This is a genomic window from Petrimonas mucosa, assembly GCF_900095795.1.
Taxonomy (GTDB): domain Bacteria; phylum Bacteroidota; class Bacteroidia; order Bacteroidales; family Dysgonomonadaceae; genus Petrimonas; species Petrimonas mucosa.
Genome location: NZ_LT608328.1, coordinates 3,617,441 through 3,643,248, shown reverse-complemented (window position 1 = coordinate 3,643,248; position 25,808 = coordinate 3,617,441). Strand labels below are relative to the sequence as shown.

24 protein-coding genes, 2 tRNA genes and 2 pseudogenes are annotated in these 25,808 nt (G+C 50.1%); 18 read left to right on the top strand and 10 right to left on the bottom strand.

All coding sequences use genetic code 11. From position 1 onward, the window contains the following. Positions 1-49 precede the first annotated feature (49 nt). On the top strand, positions 50-2,767 hold the full coding sequence (ppdK, locus tag ING2E5A_RS14590; RefSeq protein WP_071138035.1) for a pyruvate, phosphate dikinase: 2,718 nt from the start codon (positions 50-52) through the stop codon (positions 2,765-2,767). A gap of 60 nt (positions 2,768-2,827) precedes the next feature. On the opposite strand, the gene ING2E5A_RS14585 is transcribed toward ppdK, so the two are convergent. Both ING2E5A_RS14585 and ING2E5A_RS14580 read right to left on the bottom strand, forming a co-directional pair. Further along, on the bottom strand, positions 2,828-3,907 hold the full coding sequence (locus ING2E5A_RS14585; RefSeq protein WP_071138034.1) for a serine hydrolase domain-containing protein: 1,080 nt from the start codon (positions 3,905-3,907) through the stop codon (positions 2,828-2,830). A gap of 5 nt (positions 3,908-3,912) precedes the next feature. Further along, positions 3,913-4,254, bottom strand: a complete 342-nt coding sequence (locus ING2E5A_RS14580) for a DMT family transporter (protein WP_071138033.1) — start codon at positions 4,252-4,254, stop codon at positions 3,913-3,915. 142 nt (positions 4,255-4,396) lie between these two features. On the opposite strand from ING2E5A_RS14580, the gene ING2E5A_RS14575 reads away from it, so the two are divergent. From ING2E5A_RS14575 to ING2E5A_RS15425, 12 genes and pseudogenes are all read left to right on the top strand, one after another. Further along, on the top strand, positions 4,397-5,767 hold the full coding sequence (locus ING2E5A_RS14575) for a peptidylprolyl isomerase (protein ID WP_083373382.1): 1,371 nt from the start codon (positions 4,397-4,399) through the stop codon (positions 5,765-5,767). Between the two features lie 2 nt (positions 5,768-5,769). Further along, on the top strand, positions 5,770-7,392 hold the full coding sequence (locus tag ING2E5A_RS14570; protein ID WP_071138032.1) for an OstA-like protein: 1,623 nt from the start codon (positions 5,770-5,772) through the stop codon (positions 7,390-7,392). A 57-nt stretch (positions 7,393-7,449) separates the two neighbouring features. Continuing rightward, positions 7,450-7,788 carry a hypothetical protein gene (locus ING2E5A_RS14565; RefSeq protein ID WP_071138031.1) on the top strand — a complete coding sequence of 113 codons (339 nt, stop codon included), beginning with the start codon at positions 7,450-7,452 and terminating at the stop codon, positions 7,786-7,788. A gap of 18 nt (positions 7,789-7,806) precedes the next feature. After that, positions 7,807-9,636 carry a DNA mismatch repair endonuclease MutL gene (mutL, locus tag ING2E5A_RS14560; RefSeq protein WP_071138030.1) on the top strand — a complete coding sequence of 610 codons (1,830 nt, stop codon included), beginning with the start codon at positions 7,807-7,809 and terminating at the stop codon, positions 9,634-9,636. A 20-nt stretch (positions 9,637-9,656) separates the two neighbouring features. Further along, entirely contained in the window at positions 9,657-10,622 is a 966-nt protein-coding gene (locus tag ING2E5A_RS14555) for an aldo/keto reductase (protein WP_071138029.1), read from the top strand. A 21-nt stretch (positions 10,623-10,643) separates the two neighbouring features. Continuing rightward, a complete protein-coding gene (locus tag ING2E5A_RS14550) occupies positions 10,644-11,096 on the top strand; it encodes a Rieske (2Fe-2S) protein (protein ID WP_143102542.1) in 453 nt (150 codons plus the stop codon). 327 nt (positions 11,097-11,423) lie between these two features. Next, positions 11,424-11,499, top strand: a tRNA-Gly gene (locus ING2E5A_RS14545). A 5-nt stretch (positions 11,500-11,504) separates the two neighbouring features. Beyond that, positions 11,505-11,588 (top strand) — tRNA-Leu (locus ING2E5A_RS14540). Between the two features lie 164 nt (positions 11,589-11,752). Beyond that, positions 11,753-12,103, top strand: a complete 351-nt coding sequence (gene tnpA, locus ING2E5A_RS14535; RefSeq protein ID WP_083373258.1) for an IS66 family insertion sequence element accessory protein TnpA — start codon at positions 11,753-11,755, stop codon at positions 12,101-12,103. A gap of 11 nt (positions 12,104-12,114) precedes the next feature. Continuing rightward, on the top strand, positions 12,115-12,477 hold the full coding sequence (tnpB, locus tag ING2E5A_RS14530) for an IS66 family insertion sequence element accessory protein TnpB (RefSeq protein WP_071136645.1): 363 nt from the start codon (positions 12,115-12,117) through the stop codon (positions 12,475-12,477). A gap of 51 nt (positions 12,478-12,528) precedes the next feature. Next, positions 12,529-14,046, top strand: a complete 1,518-nt coding sequence (gene tnpC, locus ING2E5A_RS14525) for an IS66 family transposase (RefSeq protein WP_071138027.1) — start codon at positions 12,529-12,531, stop codon at positions 14,044-14,046. Positions 14,047-14,219: 173 nt separating this feature from the next. Further along, positions 14,220-14,408: pseudogene (locus ING2E5A_RS15425) on the top strand (acyltransferase family protein); the annotation flags it as partial. A 75-nt stretch (positions 14,409-14,483) separates the two neighbouring features. On the opposite strand, the gene ING2E5A_RS14515 reads toward ING2E5A_RS15425, so the two are convergent. The 7 genes from ING2E5A_RS14515 to ING2E5A_RS15845 form a co-directional block, all read right to left on the bottom strand. Continuing rightward, complete coding sequence (locus ING2E5A_RS14515; RefSeq protein WP_071138025.1) at positions 14,484-16,136, bottom strand: ABC transporter ATP-binding protein; 1,653 nt, start codon at positions 16,134-16,136, stop codon at positions 14,484-14,486. Further along, complete coding sequence (locus ING2E5A_RS14510) at positions 16,133-17,248, bottom strand: nucleotidyltransferase domain-containing protein (protein ID WP_071138024.1); 1,116 nt, start codon at positions 17,246-17,248, stop codon at positions 16,133-16,135. The genes ING2E5A_RS14515 and ING2E5A_RS14510 overlap by 4 nt, the downstream gene beginning before the upstream one ends. Further along, positions 17,245-17,511 (bottom strand): PqqD family protein, encoded by a 267-nt coding sequence (locus ING2E5A_RS14505; RefSeq protein WP_071138023.1) that lies wholly within the window; start codon positions 17,509-17,511, stop codon positions 17,245-17,247. The genes ING2E5A_RS14510 and ING2E5A_RS14505 overlap by 4 nt, the downstream gene beginning before the upstream one ends. A 35-nt stretch (positions 17,512-17,546) precedes the next feature. Then, entirely contained in the window at positions 17,547-17,999 is a 453-nt protein-coding gene (locus tag ING2E5A_RS14500; RefSeq protein ID WP_071138022.1) for a S24/S26 family peptidase, read from the bottom strand. After that, positions 17,996-18,613, bottom strand: coding sequence for a hypothetical protein (locus ING2E5A_RS14495; protein WP_083373381.1), 618 nt, complete (start codon positions 18,611-18,613; stop codon positions 17,996-17,998). The genes ING2E5A_RS14500 and ING2E5A_RS14495 overlap by 4 nt, the downstream gene beginning before the upstream one ends. Positions 18,614-18,910: 297 nt before the next feature. Next, positions 18,911-20,527: a LamG domain-containing protein gene (locus ING2E5A_RS14490; RefSeq protein WP_071138020.1), complete on the bottom strand. Its 1,617-nt coding sequence runs from the start codon at positions 20,525-20,527 to the stop codon at positions 18,911-18,913. A 23-nt stretch (positions 20,528-20,550) separates the two neighbouring features. Further along, complete coding sequence (locus ING2E5A_RS15845; protein ID WP_262502189.1) at positions 20,551-20,679, bottom strand: hypothetical protein; 129 nt, start codon at positions 20,677-20,679, stop codon at positions 20,551-20,553. Between the two features lie 242 nt (positions 20,680-20,921). Between ING2E5A_RS15845 and ING2E5A_RS14485 the strand changes: the two are divergent. The 5 genes and pseudogenes from ING2E5A_RS14485 to ING2E5A_RS14465 form a co-directional block, all read left to right on the top strand. Further along, a pseudogene (locus ING2E5A_RS14485) lies at positions 20,922-21,911 on the top strand (transposase); the annotation flags it as partial. Between the two features lie 63 nt (positions 21,912-21,974). Next, positions 21,975-22,325, top strand: coding sequence for a transposase (locus tag ING2E5A_RS14480; RefSeq protein ID WP_083373378.1), 351 nt, complete (start codon positions 21,975-21,977; stop codon positions 22,323-22,325). Between the two features lie 11 nt (positions 22,326-22,336). Continuing rightward, entirely contained in the window at positions 22,337-22,699 is a 363-nt protein-coding gene (gene tnpB, locus ING2E5A_RS14475; protein ID WP_071136645.1) for an IS66 family insertion sequence element accessory protein TnpB, read from the top strand. Between the two features lie 51 nt (positions 22,700-22,750). Further along, positions 22,751-24,268, top strand: a complete 1,518-nt coding sequence (gene tnpC / locus ING2E5A_RS14470; RefSeq protein WP_071138017.1) for an IS66 family transposase — start codon at positions 22,751-22,753, stop codon at positions 24,266-24,268. 254 nt (positions 24,269-24,522) lie between these two features. Beyond that, positions 24,523-25,395 carry a polyphosphate kinase 2 family protein gene (locus ING2E5A_RS14465; RefSeq protein ID WP_071138397.1) on the top strand — a complete coding sequence of 291 codons (873 nt, stop codon included), beginning with the start codon at positions 24,523-24,525 and terminating at the stop codon, positions 25,393-25,395. Between the two features lie 10 nt (positions 25,396-25,405). On the opposite strand, the gene ING2E5A_RS14460 is transcribed toward ING2E5A_RS14465, so the two are convergent. Beyond that, on the bottom strand, positions 25,406-25,798 hold the full coding sequence (locus ING2E5A_RS14460; protein WP_083373377.1) for a hypothetical protein: 393 nt from the start codon (positions 25,796-25,798) through the stop codon (positions 25,406-25,408). Positions 25,799-25,808: the final 10 nt, after the last annotated feature.

The following is a 25,808-nucleotide window of genomic DNA, read 5'->3' as shown; positions in this document are numbered from 1 at the left end:
AAGCACAGCATCCCCAATTACTAATCAAATAATTAATTTTTTCGAAAAGATGGAAAAGAAGAGAGTTTACACCTTTGGCAACGGAATGGCTGAGGGTCGTGCAGATATGAAGAATCTGCTCGGAGGAAAAGGAGCTAATCTCGCCGAAATGAACCTGATCGGCGTACCTGTTCCCCCGGGATTTACCATTACCACCGAAGTGTGTACCGAATACAACCTGCTTGGTCGGGACTATGTGGTGGAAGTGTTAAAGCCTGAAGTTGAAAAGGCGATGGAGAACATCGAAAAGCTGATGGGAGCAAAATTTGGTGACAGGGAAAATCCTTGCCTTGTTTCCGTTCGCTCCGGTGCACGTGTTTCCATGCCCGGTATGATGGATACTGTCCTGAATCTTGGACTGAATGACGATGCGGTGGAGGGAATAGCACGCAAATCGGGGAACGAAAGGTTCGCCTGGGACTCATACCGTCGCTTTATTCAGATGTATGGCGATGTGGTGCTGGGCATGAAACCGCAGAGCAAGGAGGATATCGATCCGTTTGAGGAGATCATGGAGGAGGTGAAACATGCCAAGGGTGTAGAACTCGACACCGACCTGGATGTTGCCGACCTGAAAGAACTGGTGAAACGTTTCAAGATGGCCGTGAAGGAGCGTACCGGCAAAGATTTCCCTGAAAGTGCATGGGACCAGCTTTGGGGTGCAGTTTGTGCCGTTTTCGACAGCTGGATGAACGAGCGTGCGATCCTTTACAGGAAGATGAACAATTTCCCGGAAGAGTGGGGTACTGCCGTTAACGTACAGGCAATGGTCTACGGAAACATGGGTGTAACCTCGGCAACTGGTGTGGCTTTCACCCGCGATGCAGCTACCGGTGAGGATATCTTCAACGGAGAGTATCTGATCAATGCACAGGGAGAAGATGTGGTGGCCGGTGTTCGTACACCGCAGCAGATCACCCTCGAGGGATCCCGTCGCTGGGCTAAACTGCAGGGTATTTCGGAAGAGGAACGTGCTGCCAAATACCCATCGCTCGAAGAGTCGATGCCCGAATGTGCCCAAGAGCTGATCAAGACACAACAAAAACTGGAAGATTACTTCAAGGATATGCAGGATCTGGAGTTTACCATCCAGGATGGCAAGCTGTGGCTGCTGCAGACCCGTAGCGGGAAGCGTACCGGTGCCGCGATGATCAAGATTGCCATCGACATGCTTCACCAGGGATATATCGACGAAAAAACAGTGCTGAAACGTTGCGATCCCGAAAAGCTGGATGAGTTGCTTCACCCTGTTTTCGACAAGAAGATACTGGCTGCATCCAAACCGATAACCAACGGTCTGCCCGCATCACCGGGAGCTGCTACGGGACAGGTGGTATTCCACGCCGACGAAGCCGAAGCATGGGCGAAGGATGGGAAGAAGGTGATTCTTTGCCGTATCGAAACCTCGCCCGAAGACCTGCGCGGTATGGCTACGGCCCAGGGTATTCTCACCGCGCGCGGCGGTATGACTTCACATGCGGCCGTTGTGGCCCGCGGTATGGGCAAATGTTGCGTTTCGGCTGCAAACGGTGTTGTTATCAACTACAAGGAGCGGAAGATGACCATCAACGGCAAGGTGTTCAACGAAGGCGACTGGATCTCGCTGAACGGTACCACCGGTAATGTCTACGAAGGCAATATCCCGACCCAGGATGCTGAGTTGGGTCCCGACTTCCTCGAACTGATGAAGATTGCCGACAAGTATACCCGCATGAGCGTAAGAACCAATGCCGACACGCCGCACGATGCACAGGTGGCCCGCAATTTCGGTGCTACAGGCATCGGTCTCTGCCGTACAGAGCATATGTTCTTCGAAGAGGACAAGATCATCCCCATGCGTGAGATGATTCTGGCAAAAGACGAGGAGGGGCGCCGGAAAGCGTTGGAGAAACTGTTGCCCTTGCAGAAGAAGGACTTCAAGGGTATCTTTGCTGCCATGGACGGATTTCCCGTTACTGTACGTCTGCTCGATCCCCCATTGCACGAATTTGTGCCCCACGATGAAAAGGGACAGATGGAGATGGCCAAGGTGATGAATATCTCCTACAACGATATCCACGAAAGGGTGGAGAGCCTGATGGAGGCAAACCCGATGCTCGGTCTGCGTGGTTGTCGCCTGGGTAACCTCTATCCCGAAATCACCGAGATGCAGACCCGTGCCATCATCGAGGCCGCACTCGAGCTGAAGAAGGAAGGCATTACCGCCATTCCCGAGATCATGGTGCCGCTTACCGGTATCGTGTATGAGTTCAAGGCCCAGAAGGAGATCATCGAAAAGACCATTCAACAGGTATTCAGCGAACACAGCGACTCCATCGAATACAAGATCGGTACGATGATCGAGATTCCGCGTGCTGCACTTACAGCCCACAAGATTGCCAAGGAGGCCGATTTCTTCTCGTTCGGAACGAACGACCTTACACAGATGACCTTCGGTTACAGCCGTGATGACGTGGCCAAGTTCCTGCCGCTCTATATCGACAAGGGTATCCTGAAGCAGGATCCGTTTGCCGTGCTCGACCAGAATGGTGTGGGTCAGCTGGTGAATATGGCCGTACAGAGTGGACGCGCCGTGAAACCGATTCTCAAGTGCGGTATCTGCGGCGAACATGGCGGTGAACCCTCATCGGTGAAGTTCTGCCACCACGTGGGATTGAACTATGTCTCCTGCTCGCCGTTCCGTGTGCCCATCGCACGTTTGGCGGCAGCCCAGGCAGCGATCGAGTAATATCACTGCGATATATGATACTTTAAGAGGCCGTCTCATGTCATCTCATGAGATGGCCTCTCAGTTTCTGTTCTGCTCCATTCGGCCGATCAGCCGGAAGCAGAGCCGCTCCACCTGACTGGCAGCCGGATGGAAGGCGGAGATGTTGGAGAGGATTATGACTGCCACCTTATCGGTCATGTTTACCGTTAACGAGGAGGAGTACCCTCCTGTCCCCCCGTTATGGCAGTGATACTCCTTGCCCGACTCCCCTTGCACGATATGCCATCCCAGTCCCAGCTTCAGCCGCTCATTCACCTTATGGGTAGGTATCTGGGTCAGCATGAGATCGCTATCCTTCTCGTTAAACTGTGCCCGTGCAAAAGCAGCCAGATCCCTGGCGGTGGAGAGCACACCCCCTGCACCCATCAACACGTCGAAATCCCAGTTAGAGGTGACCTCACCCCTGGCATTCAATCCCCTTACCAGCCTGTTGCCGGCATCAGAGGCCCGGGTATAGCTCTGTTTCATCCCGTATCTGTCGAATACCCTCTCCCGCAACAGATCCTCATACGATACTCCCTGGGAGAGTCCCAGCACATATCCCAGCAGCCCTGTGCCCAGGTTGGAGTAGAGATATCTTCCCATCATGCTGTCCCGTTCAATCCCGTAACCCTTCAGGAATGCCTCCAGATTCTCCGGGCGATAATTCTTATAAGGATTGTCCGGGTCAACGGGCGACATGTTGTCGGGCATTCGTGGCAAGCCCGACGTATGGTTGGCCAGCGACAGGAGGGTGATCTTGCTCCCCTCTCTCGGAGGCATGGGAAGATAGCGGTGAACTGGCTCCTCCAGCCTCACTTTTCCCTCGTTCACCAGCGATGCCAGGATAACCGAAGTGAAGAGTTTCGTGATTGAGCCGATTTCAAATACCATCTCCTCGTTATCGGTAGATTTGAGTGTCCCGTTCTCCTTGACAACCCCTTGAAACCGGGTCTGCCCAACATCAACCATCGCAATTGCAAGCTCTGTCTGATCGGGAAAATCCTTCAGATGCTCACCGATTAACTGAAGCAGCTCCCCGTCGGATACTCCTGGTTGCGGGCAGGGAGCCAGTGCCGTCACAATCGACAGCAATATCGCAGGAAAGATAGTTTTCATCGCTATTAATGCTCCCCTACCAGGTTAAGGCCGATGATCGACACCACCAGCGTGCAGAGAAAGAAAATCCGCCAGAATGCAGTCGACTCTCCCAGAAAGAGGATACCGGCCAGCACCGTGCATACGGCACCTATTCCACCCCATACGGCATAACCCGTACCTACTGCAATACCATTTTCACCGCTGATCGCCTTGAAGAGCATAAACATGCTGATGGCAACACTGGCGAGAAAGGAGAAGAACCACAGAAGAGCCGTCTTGCCCGTTGTTGTCGATATCTTTTCCAGACTAAGGGCAAAAAGGGCCTCGAACAATCCGCCAACAATAAGAAATATCCAGTTTGTCATAGTTGTAATGATGATAATTTGCAAATATACATCTACGGTTCCAGCCCCCAACGCTTTTTGTAACTTTTAATAAATGATTTGTTGCCCGATAATATTATTATAATTACTTTTACACTCAACTTTTCAATAATCCTTATCAACAATGAAATTGTCTGCAAAAATTGCAATATCGCTTTTCCTCTTTACGTGGATTGCGGGTGGAGCCGCCGCTCAAAACAACATAATCGACGAGATCGTTTGGGTGGTGGGCGATGAGGCCATTCTCAAGTCCGAGGTGGAGGAATACCGCAAAGACATTCAGATGCAGAACCAGCGCATCGAGGGCGATCCCTACTGTTTCATTCCCGAGCAGCTGGCTATAAACAAGCTCTTTCTCGACCAGGCAAAAGTAGACAGTATCGAGGTGAACGAAGCCAACGTAAACCGGATGCTCGAATATTACATGAACGAATATATCTCATCGACGGGATCGGTGGAAAAGTTGGAGGAGTATTTCGGAAAAAGCCTGAAGAAGATTCGCGAAGACCTCCGTACCCAGTTGCGCGAGCAGCAGCTGATACAGGGTGTGCAGCAAAAACATTTTGACAATGTCTCCCTAGCCCCTTCCGAGATCCGGAAGTTCTACAACAAGATACCGCAGGACAGTCTGCCCTTTATACCCACAACCCTCGAGATACAGATCATTACGGTAGAGCCCGAAGTGCCACTGAAAGAGATCGATGCAGTGAAGAACCGGCTGCGTGAATTCACGGAACAGATCAACTCGGGTGAGAAATCCTTCTCAACACTGGCCCTGCTCCACTCGGAGGATCCCGGTTCGGCCCTCAAGGGAGGCGAGATGGATTTCCAGACCCGGTCGCAACTTGTTCCGGAGTTTGCCAATGTGGCTTTTGCACTTAACGACCCGACAAAAGTGTCGAACATCGTCGAGACGGAATATGGATTCCACATCATTCAACTTGTAGAACGAAGGGGAGATATGGGCAAGTTCCGCCATATTCTGCTGAAACCGAAAATTCCGCAGGAGCAGCTCGATACGGCACTTATCCGGCTCGATTCGATCCGCAGCGGCATCCTCAACAAAAAGATCACCTTCGAGGAGGCTGCCACTTTCCTTTCGGCCGACAAGGATACCCGGAACAACAAGGGAATCATGGTGAACAACCGCCCCAACTCGCAAAATATGGGGACACCCCGCTTTCAGCTGAGTGAACTCAATCAGGATATTGCCCGTGTGGTGGGTGAGATGAAAGTAGGCGAGATCTCCGAACCCTTTATCATGATCAACGATAAAGGGAGGCAGGTTGCTGCCATGGTGAAGATCACCAACCGGAATGAGGGACATAAGGCCAATATCAACAACGATTACCAGATCATCAAGCAGATGGCCGAAAATGCCCGGCGCCAGGAGTTGATGGACGAATGGCTGCAGAAAAAGATCGAGACCATCTACGTCAGAATCGACCCCAATTGGAAAGGGTGTGATTTCAAGTATAAAGGCTGGCTGAAGTAAGGATGAACAATGCGATTGGGGCACATCTGAAATCAATAGGCATACTCCTCTCGGGTATGCTTTTTGTGCTTATGTTGTCGGCCCGGCCGCAACAACCGCCTCCTGTGGACCCCGCCGTGAAGATTGTGGAATTGAAGCAGGCCAATCTGCTCTATAAGCGGGCAGACTTCGAGGCGCAGATCCTGAAAGATAGCGTTGTCTTCTACCACGAAGGGGCCTATATGTATTGCGACAGCGCCTACCTGTTTGAGCGGACCAACTCGTTTGAGGCTTTCAGCAACGTCAGGATGGAGCAGGGGGATACCATCTTTGTATACGGCGATTACCTCCATTACGACGGCAATACCCGCCTGGCTCGTCTCCGGAACAATATCCGCATGGAGGACAGGCAGGTTACACTCTTTACCGACAGTCTCAATTACGACAGGGCGGCGAACCTGGGTTACTACTTCGATGGCGGAATGCTGGTCGACGAGAAGAACGAACTGACCTCATTCTGGGGGCAGTACGATCCGGTAAGCAAGGATGCCCTCTTTATCGACAGCGTAAAACTGATCAATGAAGATTTTACCCTCTTTGCAGATTCGTTGAAATACAATACCGAAAGCAAGGTGGCCGATATCCTGGGCCCGTCGACCATCCTTTCAGACAGCGGTTTCATCAAAACATCGCGTGGCTGGTACAATACCGATACGGACGACGCCAGGCTGTTCGACCGTTCTGAAATCTACAGCAACGACAGCACTAAGGTACTTATCGGCGATACCATACACTACAACAGGGCAACTGGCCAGGGGGAGGTCTTTGGCAGGATGTACCTGGAGGATCTGAAACAGAAGGCCATTTTGCGGGGGAATTACGGTACCTACAACGAGAAGACCGAATATGGGATGGCCACGGATTCGGCCTACGCCATTGATTACTCCCAGAAAGACAGTCTCTTCTTGCACGGCGATACGTTGAAGATGATTGCCGATTCCACCTACAAGAACATTTATGCCTACTATAACGTCCGGTTTTACCGGAACGATATCCAGGGTGTTTGTGATTCAATGAGTTTCGTTCAACGCGATTCACTGCTATCGCTGCATGGAAATCCGGTTATCTGGAACGAAGGGAACCAGATCCTGGGGAATCGCATCGATATTTATCTGAACGACAGTACGATTGAAAAGGCTCATGTAAGAGATTATGCCCTTGCCATCCAAGACAGGCAGGTGACAGGCCAGTATAACCAGATCAGCGGGAGAGACCTGAAAGCCTTCTTTACTGAAGGTGAACTCAGGCACGTCCTGGTGGAGGGAAACGCCGAATCGCTCTATTATCTCGTGGAGGAGGACAGCGCCCGCACCGTGATCGGGTTGAACAAGACGGAGAGTGCCTACCTCTCCATGGATTTCATGAATGACGAGTTAGAGAAACTTAAACTCTGGTCGTCCACCCAGGCTGTGACCACTCCGCTCAGCCAATTGAAGCCGGAGGAGTCGAAACTGAAAGGCTTTATGTGGCTCGATTACCTGCGTCCGCTCCACAAGATGGATATCTTCCGGCGTAACGAACGCCAGGGAGCCGACAGCGAAGTGCAGGCTCCGAGGAGATTTTCGCGTGATGATGCTGCGCAGTAACCACCTTTGTTTTTTGCCATTCTTTTTTCTATTTTTGTGTACAATAAAACTACGGCTATGGGAATGTTCTTTTTTTATAACAATAGAAAACCGCGGAAATTCAATTATACTCCAGTCTTTTTCGATCCCGAGAAGGAGGAGCGGAAAGAGCAGATGGAGAAAAGGATCAGAAGAATCCGCGAGGAGCTGGCCCGGGAAGAAGGGAAGACAATTGAAACACCACCACAACCCGGCAATACCGACTTCGGCGAGGCTTTTCTGTCGCAGACCCGCTTCCTGAAAAAGAGGAAAGAGAAGGAGAAGGAGGGAAAGAAGCCTTTCTATTCAAGTAATTTCACAATCCTTCTGTTGATCATAATCCTGATGGTCATCTTCTACTTTGTCTTTCTGCGTTAAACGCCATATCCCAGGAAAATGACAGATATAATTCACCTGTTGCCCGACTCCATAGCCAACCAGATTGCAGCGGGAGAGGTTATACAGCGGCCTGCGTCGGTAGTTAAGGAGTTGGTGGAGAACTCGCTCGATGCCGGTGCCCGGCAGATCCGCATCGTCCTGAAAGATGCCGGGAGAACGCTCATACAGGTTATCGACGATGGCAAGGGAATGAGTCCTGCCGACGCCCAGATGGCTTTCGAACGTCATGCCACATCAAAAATCAAATCGGTAGACGACCTTTTTGCCCTTCACACGCGAGGTTTCCGTGGAGAAGCGCTCGCCTCCATTGCGGCTATCGCCCAAGTGGAACTCAAGACCCGGCGCCCGGAAGATGAGATGGGAACATGGTTGAAGATTGCCGCGACGAAGGTAGAGAGCCAGGAGCCGATTGCCTGCGGTGTCGGGACCACCATTTCGGTGAAAAACATCTTCTTCAATGTGCCGGCCCGCCGCAAGTTTCTGAAATCTAACGAGACCGAGCGGCGAAATATCTTTACCGAGATTGAGCGGATTGCCCTGGTGAATCCCGATATCGAGTTTATCGTTATCGAAAACGACCTCCAGACACTGCACCTGCCACCGGCCAACCTGCGGCAGCGAATTGTACAGATGCAGGGAAAAAATATCAACCAGCAACTGATCGAGATCAATGAAGATACCACCCTGGCAAAGATACACGGATATATATCAACCCCTCAGTACGCAAGGAAGGGAAGAGCCAACCAGTTCTTCTTTGTCAACAACCGGTACATCCGCCATCCCTTCTTCCATAAGGCGGTCATGACGGCCTACGAGCCGTTGATCTCGGCCAGCGAGAGTCCCAATTACTTTATCTATTTCGAGGTAGAACCCGACACAATTGATGTAAATATCCATCCCACCAAAACCGAGGTGAAGTTCGAGAACGAACGGGCCTTGTGGCAGATCCTGATGGTGACGGTAAAAGAGTCGCTCGGTAAGCACAACGCCATTCCCAGCATCGATTTCGATACGGCAGACGCCCCCGAGATCCCGATCTTTGATCCCTCAAAATCTCCCGCGATGCCCAAAGTGAACATCAACCCCAATTACAATCCTTTTCAATCATCGTACGGATCAGGGGGCAGAGTGGCAAAGCCGCTACTCGACTGGGAAGAGTTGTACAGGGGATTTGAAAAGGAGGGCAGGGAGTCGCCGGTATCTCCGGACAGCGAGACACCTCTCTTTCCCGAGAATAGCCTACAGGAGCCAGACTCCCAGCTGGTATCACCCAAACATTACCAGTACAAGCAGAAATATATCCTTACATCGGTTAAATCGGGATTGATGATTATCGATCAACACCGTTCCCACCTCCGCATCCTCTTTGAAAGGTTTCTTTCCCTGATAAGGGGTAGAAAAGGTGTTTCGCAACGGATGTTGTTTCCCGAAAGGATCGAACTGACCCCGTCGGAAGCCTCCTCGCTGAGCGAGATCAAGGAGGAGATGGAGGCGCTGGGTTTTGAGCTGAGCGACTTGGGCAACAATTCGTTTGCCATCCAGGGTATCCCGTCGGAATTGCATCATGTCGATGCCGTAGCGTTGGTCCGATCCATGATTGAAGAGAATATGGATGGAGGAGGCAATGCAATGGAGCAGCTACAGGAGAGGCTGGCACTCACGATGGCGAACTTTACTGCAATCCCTGCCGGAAAACCTCTTTCGGAAGAGGAGATGTCGCAGATGGTTAACCAGCTGTTTGCCTGTCAGTCACCCAACAGCACCCCCGACGGAAAAGCGATAATAACCGTTATCTCCGAAGAGGAGATCGAGAGTAAATTGAAGTAATCTTTTATTTTTGTCGGCTTATGAAATATGCATTTTGTGGAAAAAGCGGCCTGCAATTGCCGCTGATTTCGCTGGGGTTATGGCACAACTTCGGCTCTGCCAGCGATAAGCGGGAAGCGAGAAACATGATTGTCCATGCTTTCGAGCAGGGAGTGACCCATTTCGATATTGCCAACAATTATGGTCCCCCTCCCGGTTCGGCAGAATCCAATTTTGGGGAGATACTGAAGTCGGAACTGGCTGCACATCGCGACGAGATGATCATCTCGTCCAAAGCCGGTTACCTGATGTGGGACGGGCCATATGGCAACGGATCGTCGAGGAAATACCTGATGGCAAGCATCAACCAGAGTCTGAAACGGACCGGGCTGGACTATTTCGACATCTTCTACTCGCACCGCTACGATTCTGCAACTCCCGTCGAGGAGACGATGCAGGCCCTGGTAGACATTGTCAGACAGGGAAAAGCACTGTATGTCGGCCTGTCGAACTATCCGGCCGACAAGTCCCGAGAGGCGATGGTCTACCTGCAGGAGCAGCATGTGCCGTGCCTGATCTATCAGGGAAAATACAGCATGTTCAACCGTCAGCCCGAGCAGGAGATACTGCCGGTTACCGATGAGTTCGGTTCGGGTTTTATCGCCTTCTCTCCGCTGGCACAAGGGGTGTTGACCGACAAGTATCTGAATGGCATACCCGAGCAGAGCCGTGCTGCCGATCCTGCCGGCTTCCTGAGAAAGGAACAGGTGACGGATGCACTTGTAGGGAAGGTGAGACGATTGAATGAACTTGCCCGGAAACGGGGACAGTCGATGGCGGAGATGGCCATTGCATGGTCGTTGCGCGACAGCCGGGTAACCTCGGTGATCGTTGGAACGCGTAATGTCAAACAGTTACAGGACAACCTGCAGTCGTTAAACCATCTCCACTTCACCACTGATGAGCTGGAGTTGATCGACTCCATTCTGGACGGAGCTACGTTATAAGCCAGGCGCTTGCTGATTGAGATGAGAAGAACGAAGGCTCTCCTGTTATTCACACTCCTGCTCTGGATGGTCTCCTGTGTGGAGGAGGCGCCCCGTTTTACGGTTCCCTATGCACGGGTATTTTTCCGGGTCGACCTCAACGGGTTGGATTACGACCTGACTCCATTCAGCTACAAGATCTATCTGCAGGGGAGGAGGGCCGGCGAGGCGACCGGATATGGGGGACTCCTGCTGTTCAGGAGAGCCGAAGATCTACTTTTTGCTTACGACCTTTGTTGTCCCCACGAGGATGACCGCACGGTCAAGGTCAGCCCCACCTCCGACGGCAAGGCGGTCTGTCCCAAGTGTGGATCGGTCTTTGTCACGATTCACGGGTTGGGCTCGGTTGAATCTGGCCCCTCTACCGAACCGTTGCAACTTTATCAGGTACGGAAAGAGTCCAACCTTGACGCTGTTTTTCTGATTACAAATTGATGAGCTGCCATATTTTTTTGCCGTAATCTCTTGTATTAATCGAGAAACATTTCTACATTTGCAGTCGCTTTAAAAGTCCGTTTGCGGAAATAGCTCAGTTGGTAGAGCATAACCTTGCCGCGTAAGGTATAGAGACTTCTAACCTTGGCAAGGATAAGGAGTAGATATTCCGGAAAGCTTTACCGAAAGTGAGATAGTATATATTGCGGAAATAGCTCAGTTGGTAGAGCATAACCTTGCCGCGTAAGGTATAGAGACTTCTAACCTTGGCAAGGATAAGGAGTAGATATTCCGGAAAGCTTTACCGAAAGTGAGATAGTATATATTGCGGAAATAGCTCAGTTGGTAGAGCATAACCTTGCCAAGGTTAGGGTCGCGAGTTCGAGTCTCGTTTTCCGCTCCAGGTGCGCTCGGATGGTGGAATGGTAGACACGCAAGACTTAAAATCTTGTGACCATTACGGTTGTGCGGGTTCAAGTCCCGCTCCGAGTACGTGAAATGCTAATAATTGATTTATCAATATGTTAGCATTTTTTATTCTCTCTCTTCCCACAGTTGTCGACGGTTTTCTCCGCTTTTTTGCCGTTACACCGTAAGCCGTCGGTCATAGGCGTATTGGATTGCTTCGATTAAACCGTGATCTTTGTCAAAAAAAGATGAACACTAACAAAATGAATCGTCGTTTTACTCAACACGAAGCGTTTTCCCTGATCGAAGAGTACTTTCAAAGTGGTCAGCGGGCCACGGATTTTTACCGGTCCAAAAACATGAGTGAATGGCAGTTTTACAAATGGAGAAAATTGTATCTTGAAGTCCATCCGGAACATGAAGCCTCAAAAACACCCCCTGCAAAGGAGCCATCCCTCTTGCAGCCGGTAACTGTTATCGGCAAGCCGTCCTCCCGGCGGATGCCCCGGTTCGAGATCGCCTATCCCGGCGGGGTAACTCTTCGCGTGGACGAGGGGGTAACCGACATCACGCTACTCGGGGAACTGCTCACTTTTTAATTTCCCGGACGATGTTCTCACTTAACGAATCCCAGCGTTTTTACCTCTGCCTCTCACCCACCGACCTGCGTAAGGGATTTGACAGTTTATGCGGGCTTGTCTCATCGGAATTGGGACGCGACCCGTTAGGCGGGGAAGTGTTCATCTTTGTCAACAGGTCCAGGACGACCATCAAGCTGCTCCATTGGGAACGGGGCGGGCTCGTGCTGTACCACAAGCGCCTGGAAAGCGGCCGCTTTTCCCTTCCCCGCGTCCATTCTTCCGGCAAGGGATGCAGTATTCTTTGGCGCGATTTGGTCATGATGGTCGAGGGTATTTCCATGGAAAAAACCACCCGCCGGAAAAGATTCAATATTGCTCCAAAAACCGCGTGAATAAAGACTTTCGTGCTTGTTCATCTCATTGATAAGTTGTATCTTTACACCATGAAAACAAGCAATACGGAATTGAATGACCAGGTTGTTATTTCCCGCGGGGAATATAACGAATTGCTGTCCATCAAGTCCGATTGCGAATACCTGAGGTTTCAACTCTCCGAGCTAAAACGGATGCTTTACGGTGTGAGAAGTGAACGCTTCAGGTCGGAAAAAACCGATGACGGGCAATTGGACCTCTTTGCCGGCACGCGGGATTCACTTCGCGATATTCAGCCAAAAGCGGAAGCGAACAAGGAAACCATCACTTACGAATGCGAAAAGACACGCGAAAAGCCTGTCCGGAGCCGTCTTCCCGAGCACCTGCGACGGGAAGAGGAGGTGATTGAACCTGACCTTATCCCCGATGGAGCCGTCAAGATAGGGGAGTCTGTCACCGAGCTGCTGGAGTACAAGCCCGCCGACGTTTACGTGCGGGTTATTATCCGTCCCAAGTACGTGGTGCCGGGCACGGAAGGTGAAGGCTGCGTTACTGTAGCCCCCATGCCCTCGTTGCCCATCGTGAAAGGAAATGCCGGGGCGGGCATTCTCTCCCATATCTGCGCGAGCAAATTCATCGACCACCTCCCGTTCTATCGCCAGGCTGAGATATTCAAGCGGCAAAAGATACCGGTTGCCGAGTCGACGCTCAAGGGCTGGTACGCCGCCGTCTGCCGCTTGCTTGAGCCGTTACACGATACACTGATCCATGAAATAATGAAACGCGACTACCTTCAGGTGGACGAGTCCCCGATACCTGTTCTTACCTCGGATAAGCCCGGTGCCACGCACAAGGGGTACATGTGGGTGTTTCATGCCCCCGTGGAAGGCATGGCGTGCTTCAGGTACGGAAAATCCCGCTCGGGGGATGTCGCCGCCGGATTTCTTGACGGGTACCGCGGCGCGCTCCAAACTGACGCGTACGCGGGGTATGACCAGTATAAGGACGCGGAGCACATCACACTTTTGGCATGCATGGCCCATAGCCGGCGAAAATTTGAACACGCCAAGGAGAACTCGCCATCGAGATCGCGTCAAGCCCTTGACTTGTTCGCGAAACTCTACCGGGTAGAGAAACGGGCACGCGAAGAAAAGATGCCATTCGAGGAACGGCACCGGCTGCGCGAACAACAATCAATACCGGTGATGGAAGAGCTGAAACGATGGCTGGAAGACCAGCGGGGGCAAGTCCTGCCTAAATCTCCCATAGGAATCGCGGTTGCCTACACTCTGAAAATTTGGGACAGGTTGGAAAGGACGATGACGGACGGCAAATTCGAGATAGACAATAACGAGATTGAAAATAAAATCCGGAAACTTGCCCTGGGACGCCGTAACTATTTATTCTGCGGGAGCCACGAGGGAGCCGAGCGTAACGCGATGATGTATTCTTTCTTCGCCTGTTGTCGCGAAGCCGGCGTGAATCCAACGCGATGGATGACTGATGTCCTCAACAGAATACCCGATCATCACGCGAATAAACTGGAAGAGCTGCTCCCACACAATTGGAAAGAGAATATCCTTGGATAAGACGGATCCTTACATGCACGATACCCCCGATCAACGATCGAATACAATATTGTCATACCGCCATTGATTCAATGTGCCGGTTGAAGCAGAGAATAAACCATAGGAGGTGGACCGGAGAGGGATATGCTAATTTTTACCCATTCCTGCAACACGCTCATAGCCGACGGGATACGGTACACTACCCTTTCATGTACCTCTTCTATGCCTGGATATGGAAGAATGAACTCACCTTCGCACAGACATGGCCCGTGGCGCTGGCGTTACTCTTCGGTAACATCCTGCTGGCATGGCTCGTGCTGAAGCTCTACGATGAGCCGCTGCGCAAGGTTCTCTCGAAGCGCTTTTCTCCCACAATCAAATAGTCCACGGTGTAGTTGAAGCCGGAGACTGCCGGCTTCAAAGGAGTAAAAGCCGGTTATTTGTAAATGATTCAATCACTATGGGGAGGATATATGCCCTCCACGTACCCTGTTGTTTTCGGAGAAGCGGATCGTCATATCACACTGCGCTGCAACTTCCTTGTGGTGTGTGATGAAAATTACCGACCTTCCGTTGAGATTCTTTTTTAGATGAGACAAAAATGCTTGTTCGGTTACATAATCCAGGGAAGAGCTTGATTCGTCAAGCAGGAGAATCCGGCCCGGACGGAGCAGTGACCGCGCAATGGATATCCGTTGGGCCTCACCCTCTGATAAACCAAAACCTCCCTCTCCAATGATGGTATCCAAGCCGTTGGGAAGCATGAATGCGAAGGTGGCAGATGCCGTCTCAAGAGCCTGCCGGAGTTGAACCTCACTTGCCTCTGCGTTGCCCATCAGCAGGTTGTCTCTGATGGTTCCTTTAAAGAGCAGTTTCTCCTGAGGTACATAGACAAAGTTCGATCTTGTGGTTGCATCGATTGTTATACGTTTTTGATTGTGAATAAATTCCATGCTCCCTTTGTCGGGTTTGACCAAACCAAGCAGAAGTCGGGCAAGGGTTGTTTTGCCTACTCCCGTTTCGCCCATAATCGCAACCATTTCTCCCGGGTTAAGGGTAAATGAGAGATTGTTAATGACGGGGCGACTCCCGGGTCTGTATGAATAGCTTAACTCTTTTATCACCAGCGACAAGGGGCCTTGAAGCAGGTTCTTTACCGGCACGGTTTCCCGTTTTAATCCAATGATGTCCCTGAGCCTTTCCGTAGCTGTTTTTGCAGAGATAATTCCCGGAATCAATCGGGTCAGTTCGAACAGCGGACGCTGAATGCGCCCTACAAGCTGCAGGAAAGCTGTCAGGGTGCCAAAAGTGATGGTTTGGGTTGCAAGGCCATATGCTCCACGTACAAAGGCTAGTAAGTACCCCCCTTGAAAGGCCATCCCTGCAATGGCACGGGCAAAGAACGAGATTCGGCTCTTTCGGTCAACTTTCCCATGTAGATCGATCTGGAGTTCGTTCAATTTCTCCAGTTCCTGATCTTGTAGCTCAAAGGTTTTTATGACCAGCTGATTTGCCATACTCTCCTCTACATGCGAGGTGATTGAGCTTTCACTCTCTTTCACCTCTTTGGTATACCGCTTCATTGGAAAGTAGTAGATACGGCTTATAAGCAACAAGAGGGGCATAGCAATGGTCAGGATCAGAGCCAGGCGCCAGTCAAGAATGAAGAAAAAAACGACAGCTCCGCAAAGCTGGAGTATGGCTGTAAATGAAAGAGGTAATATTTTGGTGAGTAGTCTTACCAGATCATCGGTGTCCTTGATCATTCGGGTAAGGGTATCACCCCTGTTGAGTGCCGACACCGGATGCCATTCAGCATGAAGCAGATGTTCAAAGAGGATGTTGCGAAGCGAATTGGCCACCTTCACTTCGGCAAGGCTGGTTATGCGCACCTCAATGGAGCGTAGCAATATTTGAAACAGAACCTGGATGGCAAATAAAGATGCCATAAACAGAAAATCTCTTTGACTTTCTCCTGTGGCAATATCGACCAACTCTTTCGAAGACCATACAAATAGCAGTGTCAGCGCGACATCTGTTATCCCTACTGCAATGATGGCAAAAATATAGCGACGTGCGCCCTGCGATATTTGGAGTAGAAATCGGATCATGGTTTTGGGAAGAGGGTGATCTTAATCCTGTTAATAAGTTTATAATAAGGAAGGCATGCGATATGCTCAGGTGCCAGTCTAACCATTTTCAGTGATCTTTTTACCGTTGTCAGGTATGAGTGTGCCCTGCCAGCCCATTGTCCTTGAGGCCTCTTTTTACCGGGATGATAAAATCCAAAATGCCCCCCTTCTAAAAGGTCTCTTACGATTCTTTTTGTATGCACAGGATGGAATAGCGGTTCAATGGGAAATATTCCTGGTTGTGCCCCAAGGTAGTTTACTGCAACGCCTGCAAACAGTGATGCCGGCCTGTCTAATGCCAGCAGCTTTAACAGACGGGCTGCTTCTTGCTTGTTTATATGGTTTTTATGGGCAGATAAGTGGAGCATCCAGTCGCATAGTTGCCTCATACTTATACCCAGGTGCATGAAATGGTGAAACAGGTGGATAAACAAAAAACAGGCATTGAAGGTGTGTGGTAGTAGTCTCAGGTTACACCCATCTATATTGGCCTCTGCCCATTCGTCCCCGTCTATAATCTTCTCGCACTCCTTTATAAATATGCGGTTGTATTTTGGCCTGTCAAAGGTAGCCATGAGTCTGTGGTTTTCAACATGAATCCCCTCTATGTTGAATCCCAAATGTTTTATGCTTTCGGGCTCCTGTTCATACCCTTTCTGGTGTACCCATTCATTGGCTTTGGGGTAGTCTTGTTCTTTGTAGAAAAAAAGATCGATGTCGCCGGGGGTTCGTTTGGTGGGATCAGGATAGCTCAGCGCAACACCCTGGCCTTTTAAAAGTACAAAGGGGATCCCGATAGAAAGGTATTCCTTGCTTAGAAAGGCTATCATTCCGTTCAATCTGCGATTGGCCTCTTCTATCTTTTCTGTTTCGAGGATGAGTTTCCATTGTTGCGACTTGGAAGGCAGAAAGGTTTGGGGCAGGGATTGAATGCTGTGTGCAATGAATGCGGTGGTCCTTTGCCGGGTAGAGAGTTTCAAGATATTTTGCCATTCGTTTGGGCCCACCCCCTCAAAGAGGGTTGGGTCCACCGCCGACTTCCACAGTGAACTCTTTAATAACAATATATATAGCGATTGGACTAATGTCATTCCAAAACCATTTCATTTTTGAGTTTATCGATCATTTTTTCGGCATCCCGCAGGGCTTGTTCCGGATCTATTGCGTAACGGCTAACCAATAGATTTGCCCATTGGCCGGGAGTAAATGAGTTGTGCTCTGTTTCCCGCAGCAGGAAAGCTGCAGATGGGTTCAAGACCATGATTCTAGAATAATCCAATCCCGTAGCATCACTGCAGACAAGCACTTCGTCTGTTCCGATTTTTCTGATCTTATACTTTTCCTTTATTTTCATTTTATGTGTGTTAATATGTGATGGTTAAGTTTGGCTTAATCCTGTTTGCCCGCAAACAGTTTAAGCAAAACCCTTCTCAAGAGTGGGTTAGAAGGCCAAAGGTAACGGTATTTGTTCCAGCATAAGGATCCTTTCCTGATCATTTTTCTGCCTCGGACAACAGCAATCACTTCGGCAACAACATCTTTCGGTTTAACGGTCTCTCTTGCGGCAATATTGCCATCACCCCGAAGTACCAGGGTGTTGCCGTCTGTAACAGCAATCCGGTGTGCCACCATATGTTCTTCCTGTAACCGGGCCAACACGATGGAGCCTTTTTTGAAAGAGTCCTCATTGGGTTTGCATAAAACCAGCTCGTCCCGGTTTCCTTGAATCAAGGGCCTCATGCTATTTCCACGGGCTTTGATCTTGACAGAGCCACCCTCGGAGAGCTCATTCCTTACCAAATCAAGGAGCTGCGCGTTATTTAACATTAACTTCTTATTCATGGTTGGAGCAATGAATGAGATAATAGCACTGCTTCCCGGTCGGGGCGGCACTCCAACAGGTAAACCGGTTTCATCACAGATAAGGTGGCAACCTGTTCGAACAAGGCATCGTGGTGTTCCCGTTTCGATCGTAAGATGGCCACAGAAGAGAATAGTGCCCCAAAAGCCTTCACCCCCGAAAGCTTTATAAGTCTGTTTTGCTTGTTTTGAGAGAGCAGTACAAAAGCCTCCACCTGGGCAGAGATATTTTGATAACAGGGCGTTTTCCCGCTCCATGGCGATCCGTACACCCTGACGGTTCCATCTTCATGGAGCCTAACCAACGGCTCATCATCGTTGATAAGTGTCGATCCGGTAATATGCTTAAGCCATAAACTTGCGTGGGTGCTTTTCCCGGTACCGCTTTTTCCGAGGAAGAGCAATGCCTTTCCCTCTTTTTCAATGACAGAGGCATGCACTTTGATGGTGTTGTGTTTGACTGATGCCAGGGCGAGGGCTATGGAGAGGAAGTTGCTGAGAAAGGGGGCTTTCTCTTTCTGAGTGATGTTAGTGGGAGAATCCTGAGTGGTATCCAAATCGCATTGGACATCAGAGTGGCCCATCACTAGTTTCATGTGGTGTGTGATTTGATTGCGGCGAATTTGGCAAATGATGGTCTCATGATGGCTGAATATCTTATACCGATAGGAGTTTCGGGAGAACTCTTCCAGAACACTCCCCTCAGGTGTGATTTTTCCCCGGGTGCAAGAGAGGGTGACCAACGGTACTTCCCCCTCTTTTTCCTGTATTATTGAAAAGGGGGAAAAAGAGGGAAGGAGGTCCATAATTTCAGTCAGAGGAGTATCTTTGACTTCTATCAGGTGACCGGCAATCCTATATCTGTTAACGGACCCCACCACACATGTTTTGCTCTATGGATTGGCCGGTTGTTCCTGGCTGAGATATAACCCGATGATCTCTGCCTGTGAAAGGGCTTTGTTATAGATTCTTATGTCATCCAGTGTCCCCTGGAATCTACGCTCTGTATTGTATAGCGATCCAAAATAGATGGGGTTGGTGTTGTGGGTATTGACTGCGATTGTGGTTTCGAGTGACACCCCTGGAGTAGTTGGAACAATCCCATTGACATAGAACCTTATTGTACTGGACAGGGTGTTTTCTTTCACATAGGTAGTGGATTTTGGCGTATACACTACGGCATAGAAATTCCATACATCGTCGACAATCGCACTGGTTGTTTTACCGTAATTGGAGGTGGAAATATCACAGATAATCTGATTGTTTACCAGGTTAACCTCAAATCTGCTTCCATCTGTAGCAGTGCTTCCACCCCAAACAAGGATGGTTTGTGATGTAGTAGTGAGGTTGTCTGCTTTGGCCCAGAAAGTAATGGTGCGGGGGTTGAAGCTTCCCGTAATACCGGCAGTGGTGCATTTCATGTAAGAACTGCTGCCGCTGAAGGAATAGGCACTGTTTTCATTGCCGTACCGGTCGGTGGCAAGGGATACTCCGTTGGATTCGGTGACATGATTGGTGCCCTTGGCATCCTGGGTGTTCCCATCAAAAGGCCAGTGCCCTACCAGATCGCTTGCCGAAGGTGAGGTTACTCTTCCCCATCCTACATAGTTTCTCAGGAGCTTCAACCGGTAGTATTTCCCTTGTGCCATGGTGATTACAGGAATCTCAACACTCTTGTTGCCGGTATTATCATTGATGGTTACCACCAGTTGTTTTGTGTTATCGTAATCAGCAGCCGGTACAACCCACCGGTATAGCTTTTTGGTTTCTCCCCCGGTAATAGACAATGTGCTTCCGGAGATGAAAGAGAGGATATTGCCGGGTTTCCGGTTTGTGAATTCACCCGCTGCGATATCATATTCTGCAGCGCCCTCATCATTTCCCAACCACTGGTAGCTCTCATTTCCCATGGAAAGTGAAGTCACGTTATAGCTATCGGTGGTGGCATTGAACAACCATATCCCTATTATTGACCCCAGATGTTGGAATGAGACATTTACGGTGGAGCCTGCCTCCAGACCTGTCTGTGCAAATTTCATAACGCATATTTCTTCGGCATTGGACAGATCGGTGCCACCCGTGGGTGTTGCAGGGAAAACCACTGTTTTACTGTTTGCCTCCTTGAATGTAGCACCATAGATGCCATACAGGTTAAACCGTCCGGTGATCTCTGTGGGGATTTCTACGGCAAATTCGCCACTCTTTCCATTTGCGCTGATATTGGTCACAGCCACGTCAGCAACGGTTCTTACTGTATTTCCATCCTCGCTGACAAAACAGAGGTGAATTTTATCACCCTCTTTCCATTGTACGGATATGTTTCCACCCACAGTTTCCGTGAGTGCCACACGTGTTTGCGGTGAAGGATTCTCATCGGGCATCGCAGCCCTTATGGTCAGTGTCGGCACCGTTACTGTTTCCTGCGGTGTCGGATCCTGAGTCTCTTCTTTGTTGCAACTGCCTAAAAGAAGGATGGCAGAAGCTACCGTCCAAAAGATGCACTTCTTCATACCTGTTTTTTTTAAAGTAAAAACTAACCCCAATCCTCGCCGTCAAAATCTGGTGTACTACCTGCCAGGATATTTTGTTCAATTTCAATTTCAACGACTTCAAAGTCAGGGGCCGTATAGGAGATGACTTCACTGTTTTGATCATGTTCCATGACATTCATTTTTTGTTATTATCCTGCTGCAATTTAGTAAATTATTTTGAGCTGACAATCTCTTTTCGGGAAAATTGTTTGGTATTATGGGGATGATTATTGTGAACGTGTTACAGGATTATTCAAGTTTCGCAAGTAAAAATTCAGTAAAAATAATCGCATAAAAAAACGGCACAGAGGCTTCTGTAATTCACAGATTATTAGTATATTTAAGCGTCAAAACCAAAAATACTAACAGCCCTATGCCGATATACAAAAGTAACTCCATTTTATCAGAAATCAGCGTTTTTTTCAAGAAAGATGATTCAAACAGTGCCCTTTTTACCCTGACGGATATGCTAAAAGGTTTCAACATGTCGGAGAAGGTCCTCTTCGGGAGCAGGAGCAAATGCAACAGCAAGTATTCCCTGCTGCAGGTGCTCGAGTTGCTGATTATGTTCCCCTGTTTCATGATCAAGAATCCTTACAATTATTGTCGATCATCCCTAAGCGGCTTCTTTGGCTGCGAAAAGGATGTTTTCTACCGTTTTGTGAACAACGAAATTTATGATTGGCGCAAGATACTCTACCACTTCACCATTCAAATATGGAACAAGGTTCGCGTGAGAAGTGACCACAAGCATCAAACTGTTTGCCTGATGGTGGACGATACCGACTTTCCCAAAACGGGAAGGCGTATTGAAAACATCGGTAGGGTCTATTCCCACCTGGGACACAAGGCGATCCTTGGTTTCAAATCTCTCTTTCTGGGCATCACGGATGGCAAGAGCCAGTTCATCCTCGACTTCGCCATCCTCGGGGAGAAGGGCAGGAAGAACAACTTCAGCATGAGCGACAAGGAGCTCGAATCGCGGTTTACCAAAGATAGAGATGAAGCCTCCCCCGTTATAACGCGGGCAAAAGAGTACGGGGAGAGCAAGATCCAGTTGATGATAACCATGATAAAGCGAGCCATTAGAAAGGGCATCCGCTTTGACTACCTGCTTGCCGACAGCTGGTTCACCTGCTCGGAGGTGATTCGATTCATACGTGCCCGGCACATCAAGTGCCATTACCTGGGTATGATCAAGATCGGGAAGAAGGGAGTTACCAGGTACGGTTTTGAAGGGAAGGAACTCACCGCCCGGGCACTGATCAATCTGCTTGAAGCCAGGGGTGAAGCCAGAAGGAGCCGCAAGCTTGGTTGTCAGTATATTACCGCTGACGTTCGCTTTGCGGGCACAGATGTACGGTAAGCCGTCGGTCATAGGCGTATTGGATTGCTTCGATTAAACCGTGATCTTTGTCAAAAAAAGATGAACACTAACAAAATGAATCGTCGTTTTACTCAACACGAAGCGTTTTCCCTGATCGAAGAGTACTTTCAAAGTGGTCAGCGGGCCACGGATTTTTACCGGTCCAAAAACATGAGTGAATGGCAGTTTTACAAATGGAGAAAATTGTATCTTGAAGTCCATCCGGAACATGAAGCCTCAAAAACACCCCCTGCAAAGGAGCCATCCCTCTTGCAGCCGGTAACTGTTGTCGGCAAGCCGTCCTCCCGGCGGATGCCCCGGTTCGAGACCGCCTATCCCGGCGGGGTAACTCTTCGCGTGGACGAGGGGGTAACCGACATCACGCTACTCGGGGAACTGCTCACTTTTTAATTTCCCGGACGATGTTCTCACTTAACGAATCCCAGCGTTTTTACCTCTGCCTCTCACCCACCGACCTGCGTAAAGGATTTGACAGTTTATGCGGGCTTGTCTCATCGGAATTGGGACGCGACCCGTTAGGCGGGGAAGTGTTCATCTTTGTCAACAGGTCCAGGACGACCATCAAGCTGCTCCATTGGGAACGGGGCGGGCTCGTGCTGTACCACAAGCGCCTGGAAAGCGGCCGCTTTTCCCTTCCCCGCGTCCATTCTTCCGGCAAGGGATGCAGTATTCTTTGGCGCGATTTGGTCATGATGGTCGAGGGTATTTCCATGGAAAAAACCACCCGCCGGAAAAGATTCAATATTGCTCCAAAAACCGCGTGAATAAAGACTTTCGTGCTTGTTCATCTCATTGATAAGTTGTATCTTTACACCATGAAAACAAGCAATACGGAATTGAATGACCAGGTTGTTATTTCCCGCGGGGAATATAACGAATTGCTGTCCATCAAGTCCGATTGCGAATACCTGAGGTTTCAACTCTCCGAGCTAAAACGGATGCTTTACGGTGTGAGAAGTGAACGCTTCAGGTCGGAAAAAACCGATGACGGGCAATTGGACCTCTTTGCCGGCACGCGGGATTCACTTCGCGATATTCAGCCAAAAGCGGAAGCGAACAAGGAAACCATCACTTACGAATGCGAAAAGACACGCGAAAAGCCTGTCCGGAGCCGTCTTCCCGAGCACCTGCGACGGGAAGAGGAGGTGATTGAACCTGACCTTATCCCCGATGGAGCCGTCAAGATAGGGGAGTCTGTCACCGAGCTGCTGGAGTACAAGCCCGCCGACGTTTACGTGCGGGTTATTATCCGTCCCAAGTACGTGGTGCCGGGCACGGAAGGTGAAGGCTGCGTTACTGTAGCCCCCATGCCCTCGTTGCCCATCGTGAAAGGAAATGCCGGGGCGGGCATTCTCTCCCATATCTGCGCGAGCAAATTCATCGACCACCTCCCGTTCTATCGCCAGGCCGAGATATTCAAGCGGCAAAAGATACCGGTTGCCGAGTCGACGCTCAAGGGCTGGTACGCCGCCGTCTGCCGCTTGCTTGAGCCGTTAGACGATACACTGATCCATGAAATAATGAAACGCGACTACCTTCAGGTGGACGAGTCCCCGATACCTGTTCTTACCTCGGATAAGCCCGGTGCCACGCACAAGGGGTACATGTGGGTGTTTCATGCCCCCGTGGAAGGCATGGCGTGCTTCAGGTACGGAAAATCCCGCTCGGGGGATGTCGCCGCCGGATTTCTTGACGGGTACCGCGGCGCGCTCCAAACTGACGCGTACGCGGGGTATGACCAGTATAAGGACGCGGAGCACATCACACTTTTGGCATGCATGGCCCATAGCCGGCGAAAATTTGAACACGCCAAGGAGAACTCGCCATCGAGATCGCGTCAAGCCCTTGACTTGTTCGCGAAACTCTACCGGGTAGAGAAACGGGCACGCGAAGAAAAGATGCCATTCGAGGAACGGCACCGGCTGCGCGAACAACAATCAATACCGGTGATGGAAGAGCTGAAACGATGGCTGGAAGACCAGCGGGGGCAAGTCCTGCCTAAATCTCCCATAGGAATCGCGGTTGCCTACACTCTGAAAATTTGGGACAGGTTGGAAAGGACGATGACGGACGGCAAATTCGAGATAGACAATAACGAGATTGAAAATAAAATCCGGAAACTTGCCCTGGGACGCCGTAACTATTTATTCTGCGGGAGCCACGAGGGAGCCGAGCGTAACGCGATGATGTATTCTTTCTTCGCCTGTTGTCGCGAAGCCGGCGTGAATCCAACGCGATGGATGACTGATGTCCTCAACAGAATACCCGATCATCACGCGAATAAACTGGAAGAGCTGCTCCCACACAATTGGAAAGAGAATATCCTTGGATAAGACGGATCCTTACATGCACGATACCCCCGATCAACGATCGAATACAATATTGTCATACCGCCATTGATTCAATGTGCCGGTTGAAGCAGAGAATAAACCATAGGAGGTGGACCGGAGAGGGATATGCTAATTTTTACCCATTCCTGCAACACGCTCATAGCCGACGGGATACGTTACACCCATTTTTTTCATTTACTTTGCCAAACAACCGGTTTTGCCGGATGGTCCGGCAGATCCCAAAAAAAGCTGATCATATGAATATCGATTACGGTAAATTCAGGGTGAAGCCCGGCTCGAAAGTGAACCTGCGAGAGTATGCCACATCGGAAGATGGAGGGTATGACAAGAGGTCGGCCAAAGATGAGATCAAGCAGAATATCCGGCAGTTGAAAGATCTGCAGGAGAAGTTTTACGCCGACGATCGCTACTCGTTGCTGATCATTCTGCAGGCGCGCGATGCTGCAGGGAAGGATGGGGTGATCCGTCACGTGATGTCGGGCATCAATCCCCAGGGGTGTCGGGTGCACAGCTTCAAGACCCCGGCTAAGAGCGAGCTGGAGCACGACTACATGTGGCGTCACTATCTGGCCTTGCCGGAGCGGGGAATGATCGAGATCTTCAACCGGTCGCACTATGAGAATGTGTTGGCTACCCGGGTCAATCCGCAGTGGATCCTGAATGAACGGATACCGGGTTATGGTTCGGTGGATGCTATTGGAGGGCAGTTCTGGGAAGAGCGCTACGCAGCGATCAACGCCATCGAGAAACATTGGTACGATAATGGGATGCGTATCCTGAAATTTTTTCTCCACGTTTCGAAAGAGGAGCAGAAGCGACGTTTCCTGTCGCGGCTCGATGAACCGGAGAAGAACTGGAAATTCAGTTCGTCTGATCTGCAGGCCCGTATGCAGTGGGATGCCTATGACCAGGCCTATGAGGAGATGCTCGAAAAGACATCGAAGCCACATTCACCCTGGTATGTGATTCCGGCCGACAAGAAATTTTTCACCCGAGTGGCTGTGGGCGATATCATCCTGGAACTTTTCAAGTCGCTCGATCTGCGCTATCCTTCCGCGGAATCACCAGAAATTCTTGCCAGGGCGCGGGAGCAGCTGATGAGCGAATAACCGGAGCGGGCTATTTCGACGAGATGTGGTGCGCCCTCTTCTTGTCGTTCAGCCGTTCATCGATCCGTGTCATCAGCCAGAAGAAGCTGAACACAAAGGCAACGGCGATAACCATCCAGAGAAAGCCGGAAGAGAGTGCAAACTCTTTCCCCTTAAGGAAGTAGGCTCCGCCGATAAGGGCAGCCAGGACGGCATACATCACGCCGAATATGCCGATGAAATCCTTCAGCACTTTCCGTTCATGCACCGGTGTCGGAGTCTGCTTGGGCTTGAGGGCGTTTTCAGACTCAATCTGATGCATGATCCTGTACCTCAGGTTTTGTGGTGCCTGCATCTTTGCCCCTTGTATCATCTCCCGGATGAAGGCGTCGTCGTCGTACGGCATGTTATTGTTTTCGTTCATTATCGGTTTC

Excerpts from the sequence above, each read along its gene's own strand:
- tnpC (WP_071138027.1), top strand. The coding sequence starts at position 12,529 with ATGAAAACAAGCAATACGGAATTGAATGACCAGGTTGTTATTTCCCGC.
- ING2E5A_RS14585 (WP_071138034.1), bottom strand. The coding sequence starts at position 3,907 with ATGAAAACTATCTTTCCTGCGATATTGCTGTCGATTGTGACGGCACTG.
- ING2E5A_RS14550 (WP_143102542.1), top strand. The coding sequence starts at position 10,644 with ATGAGAAGAACGAAGGCTCTCCTGTTATTCACACTCCTGCTCTGGATG.
- ING2E5A_RS14495 (WP_083373381.1), bottom strand. The coding sequence starts at position 18,613 with ATGAAACTAGTGATGGGCCACTCTGATGTCCAATGCGATTTGGATACC.
- ING2E5A_RS14505 (WP_071138023.1), bottom strand. The coding sequence starts at position 17,511 with ATGAAAATAAAGGAAAAGTATAAGATCAGAAAAATCGGAACAGACGAA.
- ING2E5A_RS14500 (WP_071138022.1), bottom strand. The coding sequence starts at position 17,999 with ATGAATAAGAAGTTAATGTTAAATAACGCGCAGCTCCTTGATTTGGTA.
- ING2E5A_RS14515 (WP_071138025.1), bottom strand. The coding sequence starts at position 16,136 with ATGATCCGATTTCTACTCCAAATATCGCAGGGCGCACGTCGCTATATT.
- mutL (WP_071138030.1), top strand. The coding sequence starts at position 7,807 with ATGACAGATATAATTCACCTGTTGCCCGACTCCATAGCCAACCAGATT.
- tnpB (WP_071136645.1), top strand. The coding sequence starts at position 12,115 with ATGTTCTCACTTAACGAATCCCAGCGTTTTTACCTCTGCCTCTCACCC.
- ING2E5A_RS14465 (WP_071138397.1), top strand. The coding sequence starts at position 24,523 with ATGAATATCGATTACGGTAAATTCAGGGTGAAGCCCGGCTCGAAAGTG.
- tnpC (WP_071138017.1), top strand. The coding sequence starts at position 22,751 with ATGAAAACAAGCAATACGGAATTGAATGACCAGGTTGTTATTTCCCGC.
- tnpA (WP_083373258.1), top strand. The coding sequence starts at position 11,753 with ATGAACACTAACAAAATGAATCGTCGTTTTACTCAACACGAAGCGTTT.
- ING2E5A_RS14565 (WP_071138031.1), top strand. The coding sequence starts at position 7,450 with ATGGGAATGTTCTTTTTTTATAACAATAGAAAACCGCGGAAATTCAAT.
- ING2E5A_RS14490 (WP_071138020.1), bottom strand. The coding sequence starts at position 20,527 with ATGAAGAAGTGCATCTTTTGGACGGTAGCTTCTGCCATCCTTCTTTTA.
- ING2E5A_RS14580 (WP_071138033.1), bottom strand. The coding sequence starts at position 4,254 with ATGACAAACTGGATATTTCTTATTGTTGGCGGATTGTTCGAGGCCCTT.
- ING2E5A_RS14510 (WP_071138024.1), bottom strand. The coding sequence starts at position 17,248 with ATGACATTAGTCCAATCGCTATATATATTGTTATTAAAGAGTTCACTG.
- ING2E5A_RS14480 (WP_083373378.1), top strand. The coding sequence starts at position 21,975 with ATGAACACTAACAAAATGAATCGTCGTTTTACTCAACACGAAGCGTTT.
- ING2E5A_RS14460 (WP_083373377.1), bottom strand. The coding sequence starts at position 25,798 with ATGAACGAAAACAATAACATGCCGTACGACGACGACGCCTTCATCCGG.
- ppdK (WP_071138035.1), top strand. The coding sequence starts at position 50 with ATGGAAAAGAAGAGAGTTTACACCTTTGGCAACGGAATGGCTGAGGGT.
- ING2E5A_RS15845 (WP_262502189.1), bottom strand. The coding sequence starts at position 20,679 with ATGGAACATGATCAAAACAGTGAAGTCATCTCCTATACGGCCCCTGAC.
- tnpB (WP_071136645.1), top strand. The coding sequence starts at position 22,337 with ATGTTCTCACTTAACGAATCCCAGCGTTTTTACCTCTGCCTCTCACCC.
- ING2E5A_RS14570 (WP_071138032.1), top strand. The coding sequence starts at position 5,770 with ATGAACAATGCGATTGGGGCACATCTGAAATCAATAGGCATACTCCTC.
- ING2E5A_RS14575 (WP_083373382.1), top strand. The coding sequence starts at position 4,397 with ATGAAATTGTCTGCAAAAATTGCAATATCGCTTTTCCTCTTTACGTGG.
- ING2E5A_RS14555 (WP_071138029.1), top strand. The coding sequence starts at position 9,657 with ATGAAATATGCATTTTGTGGAAAAAGCGGCCTGCAATTGCCGCTGATT.